Annotated in this window: 19 protein-coding genes; 7 read left to right on the top strand and 12 right to left on the bottom strand. The window is 40.6% G+C overall.

All coding sequences use genetic code 11. The features are described from left to right. Positions 1-6 precede the first annotated feature (6 nt). Complete coding sequence (locus tag T7867_RS06305; protein ID WP_157717525.1) at positions 7-1,263, bottom strand: hypothetical protein; 1,257 nt, start codon at positions 1,261-1,263, stop codon at positions 7-9. Between the two features lie 125 nt (positions 1,264-1,388). After that, a complete protein-coding gene (locus T7867_RS06300) occupies positions 1,389-2,471 on the bottom strand; it encodes an amidohydrolase family protein (RefSeq protein ID WP_068216923.1) in 1,083 nt (360 codons plus the stop codon). A 94-nt stretch (positions 2,472-2,565) separates the two neighbouring features. Here T7867_RS06300 and T7867_RS06295 point away from each other — a divergent pair, with 94 nt between their 5' ends. Then, entirely contained in the window at positions 2,566-3,324 is a 759-nt protein-coding gene (locus tag T7867_RS06295; protein ID WP_068216922.1) for an SDR family NAD(P)-dependent oxidoreductase, read from the top strand. Here T7867_RS06295 and T7867_RS06290 read toward each other — a convergent pair. From T7867_RS06290 to T7867_RS06280, 3 genes are read right to left on the bottom strand one after another with little or no spacing between them, the layout of a single operon-like run. Beyond that, positions 3,299-4,645: a sensor histidine kinase gene (locus tag T7867_RS06290; RefSeq protein WP_185101194.1), complete on the bottom strand. Its 1,347-nt coding sequence runs from the start codon at positions 4,643-4,645 to the stop codon at positions 3,299-3,301. The genes T7867_RS06295 and T7867_RS06290 overlap by 26 nt on opposite strands. A gap of 4 nt (positions 4,646-4,649) precedes the next feature. Continuing rightward, positions 4,650-5,333: a response regulator transcription factor gene (locus T7867_RS06285; RefSeq protein ID WP_068216919.1), complete on the bottom strand. Its 684-nt coding sequence runs from the start codon at positions 5,331-5,333 to the stop codon at positions 4,650-4,652. After that, positions 5,330-6,733, bottom strand: a complete 1,404-nt coding sequence (locus tag T7867_RS06280) for a hypothetical protein (RefSeq protein WP_157717524.1) — start codon at positions 6,731-6,733, stop codon at positions 5,330-5,332. The genes T7867_RS06285 and T7867_RS06280 overlap by 4 nt, the downstream gene beginning before the upstream one ends. Before the next feature lie 80 nt (positions 6,734-6,813). On the opposite strand from T7867_RS06280, the gene T7867_RS06275 reads away from it, so the two are divergent. Then, positions 6,814-7,377, top strand: coding sequence for a DNA-3-methyladenine glycosylase I (locus tag T7867_RS06275; RefSeq protein ID WP_068216915.1), 564 nt, complete (start codon positions 6,814-6,816; stop codon positions 7,375-7,377). On the opposite strand, the gene T7867_RS06270 is transcribed toward T7867_RS06275, so the two are convergent. Then, positions 7,374-7,844: a hypothetical protein gene (locus tag T7867_RS06270; RefSeq protein ID WP_068216914.1), complete on the bottom strand. Its 471-nt coding sequence runs from the start codon at positions 7,842-7,844 to the stop codon at positions 7,374-7,376. The genes T7867_RS06275 and T7867_RS06270 overlap by 4 nt on opposite strands. A gap of 77 nt (positions 7,845-7,921) precedes the next feature. Here T7867_RS06270 and prfA point away from each other — a divergent pair, with 77 nt between their 5' ends. Together prfA and T7867_RS06260 are read left to right on the top strand one after the other, a co-directional pair. Continuing rightward, a complete protein-coding gene (prfA, locus tag T7867_RS06265; protein WP_068216908.1) occupies positions 7,922-8,995 on the top strand; it encodes a peptide chain release factor 1 in 1,074 nt (357 codons plus the stop codon). Then, positions 8,995-9,414 (top strand): secondary thiamine-phosphate synthase enzyme YjbQ, encoded by a 420-nt coding sequence (locus T7867_RS06260; RefSeq protein ID WP_068216906.1) that lies wholly within the window; start codon positions 8,995-8,997, stop codon positions 9,412-9,414. The genes prfA and T7867_RS06260 overlap by 1 nt, the downstream gene beginning before the upstream one ends. Here the strand turns inward: T7867_RS06260 and T7867_RS06255 are convergent. From T7867_RS06255 to T7867_RS06245, 3 genes are all read right to left on the bottom strand, one after another. After that, entirely contained in the window at positions 9,411-10,445 is a 1,035-nt protein-coding gene (locus T7867_RS06255; protein WP_273514443.1) for a patatin-like phospholipase family protein, read from the bottom strand. The genes T7867_RS06260 and T7867_RS06255 overlap by 4 nt on opposite strands. 11 nt (positions 10,446-10,456) lie before the next feature. After that, the gene (locus tag T7867_RS06250) at positions 10,457-11,452 is read right to left on the bottom strand and encodes a hypothetical protein (protein ID WP_322299976.1); all 996 of its coding nucleotides are present in this window, start codon (positions 11,450-11,452) and stop codon (positions 10,457-10,459) included. 62 nt (positions 11,453-11,514) lie between these two features. Further along, the gene (locus T7867_RS06245) at positions 11,515-11,724 is read right to left on the bottom strand and encodes a helix-turn-helix transcriptional regulator (protein WP_068216895.1); all 210 of its coding nucleotides are present in this window, start codon (positions 11,722-11,724) and stop codon (positions 11,515-11,517) included. A 189-nt stretch (positions 11,725-11,913) separates the two neighbouring features. On the opposite strand from T7867_RS06245, the gene T7867_RS06240 reads away from it, so the two are divergent. After that, a complete protein-coding gene (locus T7867_RS06240) occupies positions 11,914-12,054 on the top strand; it encodes a hypothetical protein (RefSeq protein ID WP_157717523.1) in 141 nt (46 codons plus the stop codon). Here the strand turns inward: T7867_RS06240 and T7867_RS06235 are convergent. From T7867_RS06235 to T7867_RS06225, 3 genes are read right to left on the bottom strand one after another with little or no spacing between them, the layout of a single operon-like run. Then, complete coding sequence (locus tag T7867_RS06235) at positions 12,051-12,599, bottom strand: hypothetical protein (RefSeq protein ID WP_322299975.1); 549 nt, start codon at positions 12,597-12,599, stop codon at positions 12,051-12,053. The genes T7867_RS06240 and T7867_RS06235 overlap by 4 nt on opposite strands. Before the next feature lie 13 nt (positions 12,600-12,612). Next, positions 12,613-13,161, bottom strand: a complete 549-nt coding sequence (locus T7867_RS06230; RefSeq protein ID WP_322299974.1) for a hypothetical protein — start codon at positions 13,159-13,161, stop codon at positions 12,613-12,615. Between the two features lie 24 nt (positions 13,162-13,185). Beyond that, complete coding sequence (locus T7867_RS06225; protein WP_322299973.1) at positions 13,186-14,718, bottom strand: pyridoxal phosphate-dependent decarboxylase family protein; 1,533 nt, start codon at positions 14,716-14,718, stop codon at positions 13,186-13,188. Between T7867_RS06225 and T7867_RS06220 the strand changes: the two genes are divergently transcribed. After that, positions 14,690-15,283: a LemA family protein gene (locus tag T7867_RS06220; protein WP_068216889.1), complete on the top strand. Its 594-nt coding sequence runs from the start codon at positions 14,690-14,692 to the stop codon at positions 15,281-15,283. The genes T7867_RS06225 and T7867_RS06220 overlap by 29 nt on opposite strands. Then, positions 15,283-15,723, top strand: coding sequence for a TPM domain-containing protein (locus T7867_RS06215; protein ID WP_273276653.1), 441 nt, complete (start codon positions 15,283-15,285; stop codon positions 15,721-15,723). The genes T7867_RS06220 and T7867_RS06215 overlap by 1 nt, the downstream gene beginning before the upstream one ends. Position 15,724: the final 1 nt, after the last annotated feature.

Here is a 15,724-nt window from a genome sequence, read left to right as displayed (position 1 = left end):
GAGAATTTAATCAAAAATCACCTGATCGATCTTTGACCATCGCACATAAATAGGCTTGGTGTCTTTTGATGGGAAAACTAGAATGCCATCATTATTCTCGCTCACATCTCTTCCACCACCTAGTAGGAGGTTTGTCCCATTTCTTAGTATCACACTCGAGTAGTTGTAGTTTTTTGGGATGATGTTTTTTATATGTCTGAAAGGAATCTGATAGGTTACATCATCATCGTTTCCATCTAATATTTCGAACTCCCAAGCCTCGTCTAAGTCATAGGCCAGAAGCCCTGTGTGTTCTTCGCCATCAATGGTCACCACTGTACCAGAAATACCACTTGGTCTACTGAAATCATCATAAGCCAATGTCCATTCTTTCTTTGGTTGTGTTATTTCTAGGTCGAAGAAGTCTCTCCAAGGAACTACTACTCTGCCAATTTCTGGGTCGAAGATGACCACACCTCTATTTTCTCGGTTTACATCGTTAGAACCTGTGAGGTAAAATTCTCTACCAGAGTTCAGTACTACATCAACCCCATTTCCTTTTTTGGTGATGCTTTTAATACTTCTGAAAGGAATATCTTTTTTCCCGTCTCGGTCTTCACCATTCAGAATTTCGTCTAGAAACCTTTCATCGCTATCCCAGCGAATAATCCCTTTGAAAGTACCTTTTCTGCCTGCGTTTACAGTTCCGTAAATAGGTTCTCCGAAACCATTTTTAGAATTAGCAGGCGCTGAAGTAAAACGAACCTGTTTAATTCTGTCCCAGCGAACAGCGAATTCACCAAGTTCAAAATCGTAAATGACTACGCTACCACCAACATCTTCATAACCACTACCTCCTGCTTCTATTATCACTCCGTTTTTAAGGGTAAGCCTGGCTTTAGATCTGCCGGAAGGTTCAACAATTTTAATGTCTCCAAATTGAATGTCCAGTTGGTGAGATGTTCTTGAAAATCTATCTTCCCAAATGCTTAAAGCACCTAAATCGATTCCTAGCCAAGAGGAACCTTCACTTTCTTCTTGATTTAGCTGTTCTACTTGCCTCTTTGAAAGGAACTTCAAAAAGTCGTTTGAAGTCTTAGTGGCATTGAACAACTCTGCCCAATACACCTCATCAGAACCCCACCTGATAGGGCCTTTATATACGTCTCCACTAATGGTTTCTACTTCACCATACATAAATGGATTAGCAGTTTGTGCTTTTGCCTGACTAAGAATAATCAGCAAACCAATGCCTATTCCGAGAAAGAGTATTATGCTTCTCATGAGTTGTTGACCTTTATGTAGCTTCGTTTGCATACTACAAACGTAGGTGTTCTGCTGCCAAGCCAGAACCGAAAATGATTGGATTAGGGTTTTCAATTACCGAATCGGGATATTGAGCAGACCAATTAGTTTGGGAACTTACTTTTGTCTAGCCCAGGAATAATGCGTAATGCATTCTTGTAGTATAGCTTCTTCAATATTTCATCGGGTAAACCGAGGCCGTACATTCTCCAAAACGCATGATAGCGCTTGTAGTATGGGAAATATTCGTCTTCGGTTTCTAGCACTCTGAAGTAGGTAAAGTATTCTTCTGGGTTATAGGCATCTTTACCAAATACCACTCTGTCTTGATATTTCTCGAAGAACCAATTGGCCATTTTTGGTTGGCGACCGAGCTCGGCTATTACGGCTCCTATTTCTACTATCATATTCGGCATGGCGTCTAGCAGCTCTCCCAAATGAGCTAAGTCATTGGCAAACCAGCCCATATGTGCTGCAATGAATGTGGTGTTTTTATGCTTTTTGAAAACATTGTGCTGCTCTTGAATCAGGGTTTTGAAAGGAGCAGGATCATCATCTTCTCTTTTTCTTCTCGGGTGTGTTTTCAATTCTAACCACCTTTCATTGTTTGCATCGAAAGGTTCCCAGAACTGTTTAGGGTCTGCGGTGTGAATAAGCACGGGAATACCCAATTCTGCACATTTAGCCCAAACAGGATTCAGCCGAGGATCATCTACTGCGACTCGGTTGCCGTCAGTATCATTCACAGAAAGGCCTAGGTTCTTGAAAATTTTTAGTCCGCTTGCTCCTTGCTCAACGTCTCTTTCAAGTTGTGCTGCAGCCCTTTCTCCCCAGTTTTCATCGAAGTTGCTGAAATTGAGGTTGGCGAAAACCACGAAACGGTCTGGCTGGTTAGCTCGAATGTTTGTCATAGCATCGGCTATGGCTTTTCCACTTCCGCCAGAAAGATTCACCATCAACCCCATATTGAGTGCATCCATTTCTGCCGCTAAAGCATTTAAATCTCTTTCGCCCATTCTCCACTGGTGACTGTGCACATCTATAAAAGGAAACTTGGCTCTCTGAACAGGGTTTTCCGGCACTACTAAAGATGACGGAGGATCGTATTCCTCGAAAGTGACGGTTTGTGCAGAGAGTGATGTGGCTAGCAGAGAAATGGCCACGGCAGAAAGAAAGGTTTTCTTCATAGCGAGTCGTTTAAGGCTTATTCGTAATTGCTGTAAATATGTTTTTTTAAGCTCACGATAAGCATGTAATTTATTCACTTCAATCGGATAAGACATGGAAATTTCTTTAAGTGGAAAGGTAGTTTTGGTTACAGGGGCGTCTAGAGGTATTGGTGCAGCTATTGCAAAGGCATGTGCTGACTCAGAAGCCAAGGTGGCTCTGCACTATAATTCTAATCAAACTCAGGCCAATGAGGTGTTAGCAGAGTTGAATGCGGACTCAGAAGCTTTCCAGGCAGATCTTGGAAATACAGATTCACTCATTCGGTTGTTTGAGCAAGTAGTTGGGCATTTTGGTAAGGTTGATGTGCTGGTTAATAATGCTGGTATTGCCATTTCATCAGATATGGAGGGTTCTAATGAGTCTTGGGTAAAAGATTGGGATAACACTTTTGCCGTTAATACTCGCGCTCAAGGCCTTTTGTGTAAGCTGGCCATAGATCACTTTACCAAAAATGGTGGAGGCAGAATTATTAATATATCATCAAGGGCAGCATTTAGAGGAGATACCGGAGATTATCTGGCGTATGGTGCTTCTAAGGGTGCCATTGTAGCTTTGACCCGTTCGATAGCCAGATACTATGGCAAGCAGAACATTGCGGCCTTTAATATTGCTCCCGGTTTTGTGAGAACCGATATGGCTCAAGACTTTATGGATTTATACGGAGAGGACTATGCACTGAACGATATTGCGCTGAACAAACTCACAGAACCACAAGACCTTGCTCCAATGATTGTGCTTTTAGCCTCTGGCTTAGCTGACCATGCCACGGGTTGCACCATTGATATCAATGCTGGGAGTTATGTGCATTAGTGGGGATGGTTAATTCAACTGAAAAGCGATCGGAACTTTGCTTGGTAGATAAATGGAAGCCATGTATTTCACTTATTTTTTTGCAAAGCCATAGCCCTAAACCATTGCCTTTCATTTGTTGATTTTTGCGACTGATATTGTTAACTATTGATAAGGTCAAACTGCCTTCGCCACTGTGTAGATTCATACTTATACTTTCTGAGTTATCACCAAATTTGTAAGCGTTTATGAGCAAATTAGAAAATAAACTTTCCATTTTAGCTTTATCACCGAGAAATTTGAAGCTCTCTATTCTATGGTCAATCTTTAGTTTTAAAGTGGCGCCAGAATTATCTCTCATGTACTTTGTCTTGTCTATCATATCATAAATCAAGTCGTCAATTCGAAGCGTTTCCTTACTTGTAGAAATACTTTCTGCTTCTAGTTGTGCAAGCATCAAAAAATCTGAAACTATTAATTGCATTCGAGTAACCTCTTGCTGAATGCTTCTTAGAGTTGATTCTGCTTTCTTCTTTTTTAGGTTGTCTAGCTCTAATTCTAGTTCGGCCTGCATATTGGCTAGCGGTGTTCTTAATTCATGAGAGGCAGAATTGAAAAACCGACTTTGATTCTGTATACCTTCTTCTATTCTATCTATCATTTGATTGAAGGTTTGAGAGAGCTGACTAAGCTCATCACCTGTCTTGGACTCTGGGAGTCTATCCATATTAGTGGAGGGCTTAATAGACTTAGCTTTTTCAATTAGCAGGTTTATTGGTTTTAATGAGATTTGGGCAAAGAGTAGCGATAAAGCCAAGGAAATAAGGCAAGCGCTTGTAGTACTCAATATGATTCGGTTCTTTAATGCGGAAAGTTGCTCTTTATGTTCTCGGTTATTCTTAGATAAAACGACAATAATATCGCTGTCTGGTGCTGTTTCAGAAGGGTTTCTCACGAAACCGAATGTTAAGCTATCTGATTCAATTGTGAATCTGTTCTTGTTTTCTTGAGTATAAAACTGATCAATGACGAGAGGTAAAAGGTCATCATATCCATCTGGAAAATCGGTCCTTTCATAAAATTTTGTTGCACTTCCCGAACTACCAAGCCAGATTTGGATGGGCTGATCGGCATTAGTAACGGGTATTTGTAAATAGTCGTCTCTTAGTTGAACCAATACTCCATTGGCTTCTAGTAGAATATTGCTTTGAAAAGCAATCTCTAACGATTTGCTTAAGGTTGTGTACAGCAGCAAATTGAGCACAAAACTGATACACAAGAATATGGCTGCAAAGCCTGCAGCAATTTTGAATTTTAGACTTCTGAAATAACTTTTTGCCACCAATTTACAGTTTGGATAGCTCTCCTTTTATCCGGTAGCCATAGCCTATTTTCGTTTCTATAAGTTCCTTTGTGAATCCTCGGTCCACTTTTTTCCTAAGCTGATGCATGTGTACTTCAACTACATTGCTGCCCATATCGAAGTTTACATCCCATATCTTTTCTATAATCTCCGATTTGCTGATAGATCTGTTGGCATTGCGCATGAGTAGTTCCAAAAGGGAGAACTCTCTTTTACTTAGCTCAATTGGTTTCCCTTCTCTTGTTACTTCTCGTTGAATTAAGTCTATCTCCAATTGCTCTAGTCTAAGCACGCTGATTCTACTGTTCATGAACTTTCGCTGCACGTTTCTGACTCTGGCTTTCAGTTCTTCAAAATCGAATGGCTTTTTTATATAGTCTACAGCTCCTAAGTCCAATCCTTTAACAATATGTTCGCTTTCATTAAGTGCGCTGATAAAAATGATGGGAGTTTCTATAGAAAATTCCCTGAGGCTTTTTAGAACCTCAAAGCCATTCTGGCCTGGAATCATTATGTCTAGCAATATTAGATCAAACTTATGGCTGGCTGCCATTTCTAAAGCTGTGCTCCCACTGTGGCTAACAGAAACGTTGTAACCCTCCTGTTGTAGCCCTTTTTCTATGAAACTGGCTAGCTTCTTTTCATCTTCAACCAGTAGAATTCTCATAACTTATCAGTGTAAGGCTGGTTTTCGAATATTTTCCCATCAACGGTTATTGTCTTTGGAAGTATAATTGTGTGCTTTTTTAAATTCATTTCACCATCAGCCAATTTACGTTTCCAACCAGTAACCTCAATTTTTTTTCCTTCTTCAATATAATCTGCCAAAGACAAGGCAAGCACATTTCGAATCATTACAACTACAGAGTCATTTAATATGAAACTTCTGAAGCTATTTTCTACTGTTTTCTTGTAAAGATCTGTAGATGATTTGTTTACCTCTTTGGGATAATGAATTTCAGTGATTCTTCCTGAATAACTACTTAGCACTTCTTCATATGCTGTGTTGGTTCCGAGAAAATCTTCCTTTCCTGAAATTCGAAGAGTGTCTGTTCCATTTGCGATAGCATATAGGTAGTTTCTCTTTTCACTTTTGGCATGTGCATCGGGACTAGATGTATGGAAGTAGAGAGTATATAAGTATTCTCTGTTTTGCTGAATAAATTCAAATACCTTTTCCGCGCTCTTCGGGTCGAACTGAAAGTATAAGTTGCCTTCATCTGTTTCAACTTCTAGCTTACTTGCTAAACCAGTCAAGTCCGCAAGAATTTCTTTAATCGACCCTTTTTCCTTGTTTAAGAAAAGGCCAGTTAAGCCCATAGTAGATATTGGAGTGGTTTCGTTTCCTATTGTTCTGTACAAGCCAGGTGAGATTTTATAGGTGTTCTGGCTTTTGTAGATATACCCGCTAAGCTGATTACGCTTTGGCCTGATGTAAGAGATACTTTCGCTTTTCAGATTAGTCTTTAGATTTCCTGCTCTTGGCCCATATAAAGTGTCTTTATTTGACAGAAACCAATAATTGAGATTCTTTTCTCGGTTAGTAGACATAACCTTTTGATCGAGTATAATCTCATAACCATTGAATTGCTCTGTGGTATTTTCATGAGCCTCTTGTTTAACACTATATAGACCTTTGGAGGTCAGAATGGAATTCAAGTTTCCAATTCCGCTGATTTTAATTTTCAAACGGCTTTCAGTCTCTTGAATATTACGGTCTTTGAATTGAATCTTTCTTAATAAGAGTTCATCTCCCGTTACTTTTACTTCTGCGCTTTCACCGATTTTCAAATACGGAAGTATGTTAGCCCCTTGAGCTGCTGGAATCCATAACTTCATATATGAACCATCTTGTTTCTCAAAGATGATGGCGTTCAGAAACTCACCTCTGAGTTCGCTACTATATTCAATGCTTTTTATTTTCCCTATATGAAACTGTGTAATGTGATTCTGCTTTGCCCTAGTTCTTTTGATTTGTTCCTGAACATTTTTTGGTAGTTCATAGCCTTGTCCATGAGTGTAGAATACCATTAAAGTCAAGAACAGAGTGAGTGTTAATCGCTTCATTTCTTATCGTTTTTTGTAAACTTACTGACCCGACCTTAAGATGGGATAAAGCTGAAATTAATCTTTCTTAATCTCAACAAATGAAAAAACGCTGCACTTGGTGCGAAAACACCTTTGACGAATATATAAAGTATCATGATGAAGAATGGGGAGTTCCTGTTCATGATGATCGGGTTCACTTTGAGTTTCTTATTCTGGAAGGTGCTCAGGCAGGCTTAAGTTGGGCCACCATTCTTAAGAGAAGAGATGGATATCGTGCTGCATTTGCAGATTTCGACCCTGAAGAAGTAGCACAATTCAGTCAAGAGAAAGTGGAGGCCTTGTTGCTCGACCCCGGAATTATCCGAAATAGGCTGAAGGTTCAAGGTACAGTGATTAATGCTCAGAAATTTTTAGAGGTTCAAAAGGAGTTTGGCTCTTTCGACAAGTATATCTGGTCTTTTGTAGGAGGAAAACCAATTGTTAATGCTTGGAAGAGCATGAAAGAAGTACCAGCAACTACACCGGAATCTGATGCCATGAGCAAAGACTTGAAGAAACGAGGGTTCAAGTTTGTCGGAAGCACCATTATGTATGCCTATATGCAGGCTTGCGGGTTGGTGAATGACCACACTACTGACTGCTTTCGGTACAAGGAAGTTTAGTCGATGCTGAGAACAATCTGTTTTCGGCTAAACTTTATGGACCACATACCAATAGTTGAGTCCTTAAAACTCATGGGCTTCGTATAAAGTAATGTCTTCCCTTCTTCTAACTTTTGAACATTAGGCTCTGAAGCAATTCCATTTTTCCGATTGTAGTTGTAAGCCTGAAAAAGTTGGAGTTCTTTTCCGCTCAGCTCATTGGCTTCATCAAAAAGGTAGAATGAGCTTTGATAGGTCGAATCTGTTCCGAAAGCAACTTCGAAACCCTCCTCAGTTTCACTTACTTGAAATTTTTCAGCAACCTCACCACCTAACTTCATGGCCTGTTCAATGATTTGTGCATCGGAAACCACCTTAATTTCTCGAGACTCCATTTCTTCACGAGCTTTGGTGGTATCAATTTTTTGGTCGCCACAAGACCATAGTAAAGCAGTAGTAAAAGCGAAAAAAGAAAACTTTCTGAGCATGTTGCTTCAAGGATGTTTTTACAAAGGTAAACAGCTATTGTATTTGTTTGTTAATTTTGCAGGCTAATACTAATTCTATGATCGATAAGCTTCAGGCCATAAAAGACAGATTTGAAGAGGTGGGTCAGCTCATTGTACAACCCGATGCAATGTCTGACATGAAAGCCTATTCCAAGCTCAGCAAGGAATACAAAGACCTCGAAAAGATTGTCAAGCACTTTGATGAATATCAAAATGTAAGCGCAAACATCAATTCTACTAAGGAGATGCTTAAAACGGAAAAAGATGAAGACTTCCGTGAAATGGCTAAAGCTGAGCTAGATGAGCTTGAAACTCGAAAAGAAGAGTTAGAAGAGGAATTGAAGGTAATGCTGATTCCGAAAGACCCAGATGATCATAAGGATGTGATTATGGAAATTCGTGCTGGTGCTGGTGGAGACGAGGCCGCGATTTTTGCGGGTGACCTTTACCGTATGTATGAGCGCTTTATCGATACCAAAAACTGGACAAAAGAATTGATCAGTTTGAACGAAGCCTCATCTGGCGGATTCAAAGAGATTGTTTTCAGCGTTTCGGGCGAAGATGTTTATGGTACGCTCAAGTTTGAATCGGGCGTACACCGAGTGCAGAGAGTTCCGGTAACTGAGTCACAAGGAAGGGTTCATACTTCTGCAGCATCGGTTGCGGTGCTTCCAGAAGTGGAAGATGTTGATGTAGAACTCGACATGAAAGACGTGAAAAAAGATACCTACAGAGCATCGGGTGCGGGGGGTCAGCACGTAAACAAAACGGAATCTGCAGTTCGTTTAACTCACATTCCTACAGGTATAGTGGTGGAGTGTCAAGATGGGCGTTCCCAGCACAAAAACTACGACAAAGCTTTGACTGTACTTCGTTCTAGACTTTATGAGCAGGAGTTGAAAAAGCAGCAGGACGAAATAGCCGGAGCAAGAAAATCATTAGTTGGTTCTGCCGATAGGTCTGACAAAATCAGAACGTATAATTATCCCCAAGGAAGAGTTACAGACCACAGAATTGGCTACTCTGTTCACAATTTACCAACTGTAATGGATGGAGATTTAGACGATTTTGTGGAGAACTTGCGCATTGCAGAAAATGCCGAGAAGCTACAAGAAGGCTCTATGGATTAATGTATTTCCAGAAAGAAATATCAATTCCTTCAAAAGGAAGAGGATTTCACCTGATTACTCATGAAGTAGTTTCCAGTTTTGATGAAATCAGAAAACTGAAAGTTGGCCTGTTGCATGTGCATATCAAGCATACTTCGGCCAGCTTGACCATCAATGAAAATGCTGACCCAACAGTGCGCGAAGACTTCGAAACGCACTTCAATTATTTGGTGCCGGAAAGCTTAAACCATTATCAGCATACTTTTGAAGGGCCAGACGATATGACTTCGCACATTAAAGCTTCGCTCCTTGGCCCTTCGGTAACTATTCCCATTACCAACGGCCGTTTGAACCTAGGAACCTGGCAAGGAATTTACCTTTGTGAGCACCGAAATTACGGTGGTTCAAGGCGTTTAGTGCTTACTGCGCATGGAGATTAACTCTCCAAAATCTTGTCGATTATTTTACTGATCTTCTCTTCATTATTGCTGATGTAAACGAGCCCTGCTTCATGCAGAGCTTTTAAGTTTTGAGGAGAAACATCGTCCATCTGAGATTTGGCATTATGCAAGCTTGGTTGAATGCGATGATAGCAATCTTCATGCTTTACTGCCTTGAACATTTGCTTCAACTGATAATCTACCGTTTCTGAGTTTCCAGACATCATAATGTCAATAATTGGCTGAATCCATTTGAGCATTCCCCAATTTTTGGCGCTGTCATAATAATAAGGCTGTTGTTCAGTGCCGGTTCCTAGAGAAAGCAAGAACATATCTTCCGCGCTAGGAAAGGCGATTTCGCTTGGTGTGTCCTGTTTAGCAAAGTCTAATGTTCTTGCTTCCGCATAAGCGCAAAGTGCAGGGTTATTGGCAAACACTCCGCCATCTACCAAAACCAAAGGCGAATCTATAGCAGATTTTATTTTCGCGGGTTTAAAGTAAGTTGGAGCAGCAGAAGTGGCTCTTGCCACATCGCGAACTTTATAATTTCTAACTGGATTATTGATTCCATCTACTTTGTTAAAGAAGACTGCCTTTCTATCGCGAATATCATAAGAGGTGATAATACAAGGACGCTTCAAGTCTGCGGTCATTGATTCCCCGAAGTAGTCGTGAAGGGCACTTTCCAAAGAGTCGACCGAATATTTTGGTCTTCTAATTCCGAAGAGACTCCAAAGTTTTCGGCTAAATGGTAGGTTGAAAATATCTCCACCTCGCTCTAGGTAAATGTTAAGAGCGTCAGCTGCAGAATATTTTGTCTGCCCATTTTCATCAACAATAAGGTAAGTACACGTGAGAATACCGCCTGTGCTGGTTCCAGCTATTAAATCGAAATGATCTGCCAGCCGTGTATTCGGGTTATTAGTTCTTCGCTGAAGTTCAGTTTCAATGTAGTTGAGGATTGTGCCTGGTAAAATGCCGCGAATCCCTCCGCCATCAATACTGAGGATTTTTACCTTTTTAGAGTTCATGTGTGTTGTGTTTAATTCTTACCCTCGTTGGTTTTCAATCCAGCATATGTTGCAGAGCTAATGCCCATCAACCCTAAAATTCCAGGATCTAAATCTGGCATTTCGAACTTGGTGATGACTTCGAAAACAAAGAAAACCCCAATAAAGAAGGTGAAAACCACACTCTGGAATCGCTGGATATTGATTCCATCATGATCTGATAGAATTTGGAATAAGAACGATTGGCCTTTATGAGCAGCATTTGCTGGTTCAACAGGAGCGGCAGGGTTTTGAGACTTTAAAGTTTGAACTCGGTTAATGTCTATGGTCTGTGCGGCTGCAGCTGTACCAGCACTAATTCCTAGAAGAATTAAGGTGTCAGTAGTGAGCGGAACCAACACGCCACTATCCGACCAAAGGGCAATGTAACAGCAAATAACAATCATGGTCCACCATCCAAGCTGAACTCTGGAAAGGCTATATTTTGAACTGCCTACTGCCTTGAGAAAATAATTCCTCTTCACTAGAACGAAGAACATAAAGATGATGAGTAAGATAATGCCTCTGCCAATCCAGCTTCTTACTGTAAAGTTGGGATCAAAATCTATAGTAACATTAGGTATCTCGATTTGAACATGCTCACCCGTTGCATTTCCGAAGCTCATTCTCACCTTGGCTTCATGTTCTCCCCAACTATTGATCTCTTTTTTCATGAGTCCACGGAGGGTATCGGATGGAAAAAGTTGAAAAACAACACTGTTTTTGGTGATGTAATTGGCTTGATAAGGGCTTAATCGGTGTCCGTTAATATAAAGAAAGAGGCTTTGTGGCTCTTTGAGCTCAACGGAGTCAGGGTTATCAATAGTAAACTTGATGAAGTCGTCTAAATAGACTTCGGTATTACCAAGCCTGCTTGGTTCCAGGTTTTCTACTGAAGTAATTTTGATTTGGCTAAAGCTGTCTTGTGCGAAACATTGGCCAGACAGAACCATAATAGCCAATAAGGCAATTGTGAGTGTCTTTTTCATTGTGTGTTATTTACGAATTGAATTTAGTAAAAACACACTGAAAAAATTCAGCTTACAGAAAATTAATGCTGATAATCAACAGGTTCTAGCTCAAAAAGCTTGTTTACGGTAGTATTAAAGATTTCTGAAATCTTAAGAGCTAGGGCAGTAGACGGAGTATATTTACCGCGTTCTATGGCATTAATACTTTGCCTAGATACGCCAACTAGGTCGGCAAGTTGCTCTTGGGTAATCTTCTTTTTCTTACGTTCTACCTTCAGGGAATTTTTCACTCGATGAAGTCGTTTTTGATGCTGTGAAATTAGAGTCTTGCACTTCGTTTTCGCGCCTCAAAAACGTTAACTTTATATTACATTTTGGTGAGCAAAATTGGCTATTTGTTACACCGCTGTTAAAAAATAGTGAACCGCTTCTTAACATTAGCCTTTTGCTTTATCTTTGCAGCCTAAACGAAAAGAACTATGTTATTTGACCCACCAATTGCTAGCGGAGCTAATACTTTCATCTGGATTGTTGTTATCCTAATTGGCTTTGTAGGTGCACTTTCTCAGCATGATGCCCTTTTCAAAGGCAAGAAAAAGAAAGAAGACGAGAGTCACTAAAGACTCTTCAATAGCCCATAATAGTCTAGCATAGTAATATGAAAGGCCTTACGACTAGTAGTATCTGCTAGTACGGGTATGTATTCTGAATCTTGCTTGAGGTAAAACTCACACCCTCTTTCTAGCTGATCTAAAACTTGAGCGGCAAACTCAAGGTGTTTCTTCCTGTCTCCTTGTTCAAAGAAGATGAGTCCGCGCACTCCATCCAGGTCGCGCCACAGAAGTTCGAACTCATCAGGATGCTTGATGTAGTCATTGGGCTCAACAATTATTTCGCTTTGGCCGTGCTTCCAGTCAATCAAAATGCAAAGATTTATTATAGGTCTGGACTGATCGAGCACCCGCTTTTTCAACCTTAAACCAAGCTTCATTCGGTTTTCGAAGGTCTCTAAGTCATAAGAGGGAATTCTATTGAACTTAAAATAATTGAGGTTATAATTCAACAGCTTCAAATCAATGATCTCCTGATCGAATTCTGGAGTCTTTTCTTTTTGGCAACCAACAGTGATGATTAAGATAAAAATGGCGAGAGCTCGGAAATGCATTAGAGTGAGTGTGTCAATACTCTAAAGTTAGCCGAAAATAGTCGAACATGGTAACTCTGAAGGCTTCTCTGCTTTTCGAATCAATTAAAAATGCCTTTTTTACTCCATCCTTCATTATATAAAACTGACTTCCATTTTGTATCTGATCATATACTTTGGCTGCAAAGTCTAACTGATTCTTCTTATTTCCACCTCCTAAGCTGATTTCTCCACTTTTTCCATCTTCGTTTTCCCAAATAACCTTTATATCGGACAATGAGCCTGCGGCTGAATTAGGTTCAAGCAGAACATAAGCCTCATCATATCTCCAGTTATTGACTATGTTGATATTAAGAACAGGTTCATCAGACTCTTTCACTCGCTTCTTCAGTCGATAGATTTCCAGTTTGGCTTCTTCCATTACCTCTACATCGTAGTAAGAACGCCTTACGTTTTTGAAGAATAGCTTAGAAGATTCATCGGTTTTAAAGCCAATAGTTGTCTGGTCAACTTTCTTGTCTTTAACAGGATTGCAAGCTGAAATAATAAACAGGCTCAGCAAGAGTATGGACAATCTTTTCATGCCAAATGAAACCAGATGATCGACTTAAGGTTTGATTTCACTGGCTGTTTCCTGAATCAACTGCCATGCGTTTTCCACATGAAAGGCCTCTAAATTGGTGTTTCCAAATGCTAAACGTAAAACAAACTTTCCTTTTAACTTAGTTTGTGTGAAAAACAACTTGCCTGAATTGTTGATCTTATTCATGATCGCTTCGTTCAGTCCATCGAGCTGAGATTCTTCTCCTTTGGTATACCTGAAACATACGGTGTTCATAGGAACTGGAGCCATCAACTCGAAGTCGGAATGAGCATCGATTTCTTGAGCCAACCATTTTCCGAGCATAATATGCTTACGGATTTTCTCTTGAATGCCTTCCACACCAAACTCACGAATGACAAACCAAAGCTTGAGTGCTCGGAACCTTCGGCCTAGAGGAATTCCCCAATCACGATAGTTCTTTACCTCTCCGTCTACTGAGGTTTTCAGGTAGTCTGGAGTAATGGTGAAAGTGTTGACTAAACTTACTGGGTCTTTCACAAAGTATGCTGTGCAATCAAAGTTGGTGAACATCCATTTGTGCGGATTGAAAACAAATGAGTCAGCTTTTTCAATCCCTTCCGACATCCACCGCATTTCAGGAAGTACCAGGGCTGTTCCGGCATAAGCTGCATCTACATGGTGCCAGATGTTGTGCTTTTCGCAGATGACGCCTATTTCATCAATCGAATCTACTGCGGTTGTGCTCGTGGTACCTATGGCTGAAACCACACATAGCGGAATATATCCAGCAGCTTTGTCGGCTTCAATAAGTTCTTCCAGCTTTTCAGGGATCATGGCGTAGCCATCGTCCACTTCCACTTTACGCAAAGCCTCAACCCCAAAACCAGCAATTTTTACGGCCTTGTCTATTGAGGAATGGATTTGCTCTGATGAATAAATAACGAACTTTCTTTCATCGAAGCCCCTTTCGTTAATGCTGAAGTCTGTTGCTCTTTCTCTTGCAGTTAGTAGGGCGCAAAGAGTAGCTGTGGAGGCAGTATCTTGAATTACGCCCGTAAATGATTCTGGCAAACCCAGCATTTCGCGAAGCCAATTCATCATTTGTTCTTCCAGTTCTGCAGCGGCAGGCGAAGTAAGCCACTGCATACATTGTGCACCCAAAGTGCTCATCAGCATTTCGGCCAAAACAGAGCCTTTGCTCTTATTAGCTGGGAAATAGGCCATGAAGTTCGGGCTTTCCCAATGCGTAATGCCAGGCATAATTATCTCGTTGAAGTCTTTCAACATTTGGTCAAAAGACTCTGGCTGATTGGGTGCCTTGGTAGGAATTTGCTTCAGAATATCTCCAGGTTTTACCTGAGACATTACTGGGTAGTCTTCAACCGACTCAAAGTAATCGGCCATCCAGTCTACCAATTCGTGTGCATGTTTTCTGAAAGATTGAGTATCCATTTCTCTACGCTTATCTGTCATATTGTCCGATAACAAAGTTAGCACATATGTTGCAGGCTGTAAGCCGTAATTTCTATCAAAACCTAAATAGACAATGAAGAAAAAATGGATTGTGCTGATCATTCTAGTGGTGCTAGTTTTGATCGGTTATTCGAGTATAAAAGGCACGTATAATACAATGGTTCAGCAAGACGAAGGAATTGGAGCTGCTTGGGCGCAGGTTGAAAACCAGTATCAAAGACGTTCTGACCTTATTCCTAACCTTGTGAATACCGTAAAGGGTTATGCCGATTTTGAGCAAGAGACACTTACTGGAGTAATTGAAGCTAGAGCAAAGGCTACTTCCGTAAATGTTGACCCTTCAAACCTTACTCCTGATGCTATTGCTAACTTTGAGCAAGCACAACAAGGCTTGAGCGGTGCTTTAAGTAGACTTTTAGTATCTGTTGAGCGTTACCCTGACTTAAAGGCGAGCCAGCAGTTTCAGCAATTACAAGTTCAGTTAGAAGGAACGGAAAACCGTATTGCGGTAGAAAGAAGAAACTTCAACGAGCAGGTAAGAGGCTACAATACTTACATCAGAAGCTTCCCGAAAAACTTGTATGCTAATATGTTTGGCTTCGACCAAAAAGGATATTTTGAATCTACCGCAGGAGCAGAAACAGCACCAGAAGTAAGTTTTGACTAATGGCAGAAGCACATTTTACATCAGATCAGAAGAAGAGAATTAAAGCAGCCATTGAAGAGGCTGAGCTAAATACCAGTGGCGAAATTCGCGTGCATCTAGAAAACCATTGCAAAAAAGACAATGTGTTGGACAGAGCGGCTCAAGTTTTTGCTCAGCTTAAAATGCATGAGACCGAAGCCAGAAATGGCGTGCTCATCTATATGGCTATTAAAGACCATAAGTTTGGCATTATAGGCGATGGCGGTATCAACGCCAAAGTGGAACCAGACTTTTGGGACATCACCAAAGAGAAAATGGTGAAGCACTTTAAGGAAGGAAAGTTTACCGAAGGCCTAGTAGATGGCATTTTATGTGTTGGCGAACGGCTGAAAGAATTCTATCCTTACCAAAAAGACGACATAAACGAATTATCGGACGATATCTCATTTGGCAAAGACTAAT

The organism is Roseivirga spongicola, assembly GCF_034376045.1.
Classification (GTDB): domain Bacteria; phylum Bacteroidota; class Bacteroidia; order Cytophagales; family Cyclobacteriaceae; genus Roseivirga; species Roseivirga spongicola.
Note: the sequence above shows the minus strand (reverse complement) of the source record. Positions and strands in the feature narration are given on the sequence as shown.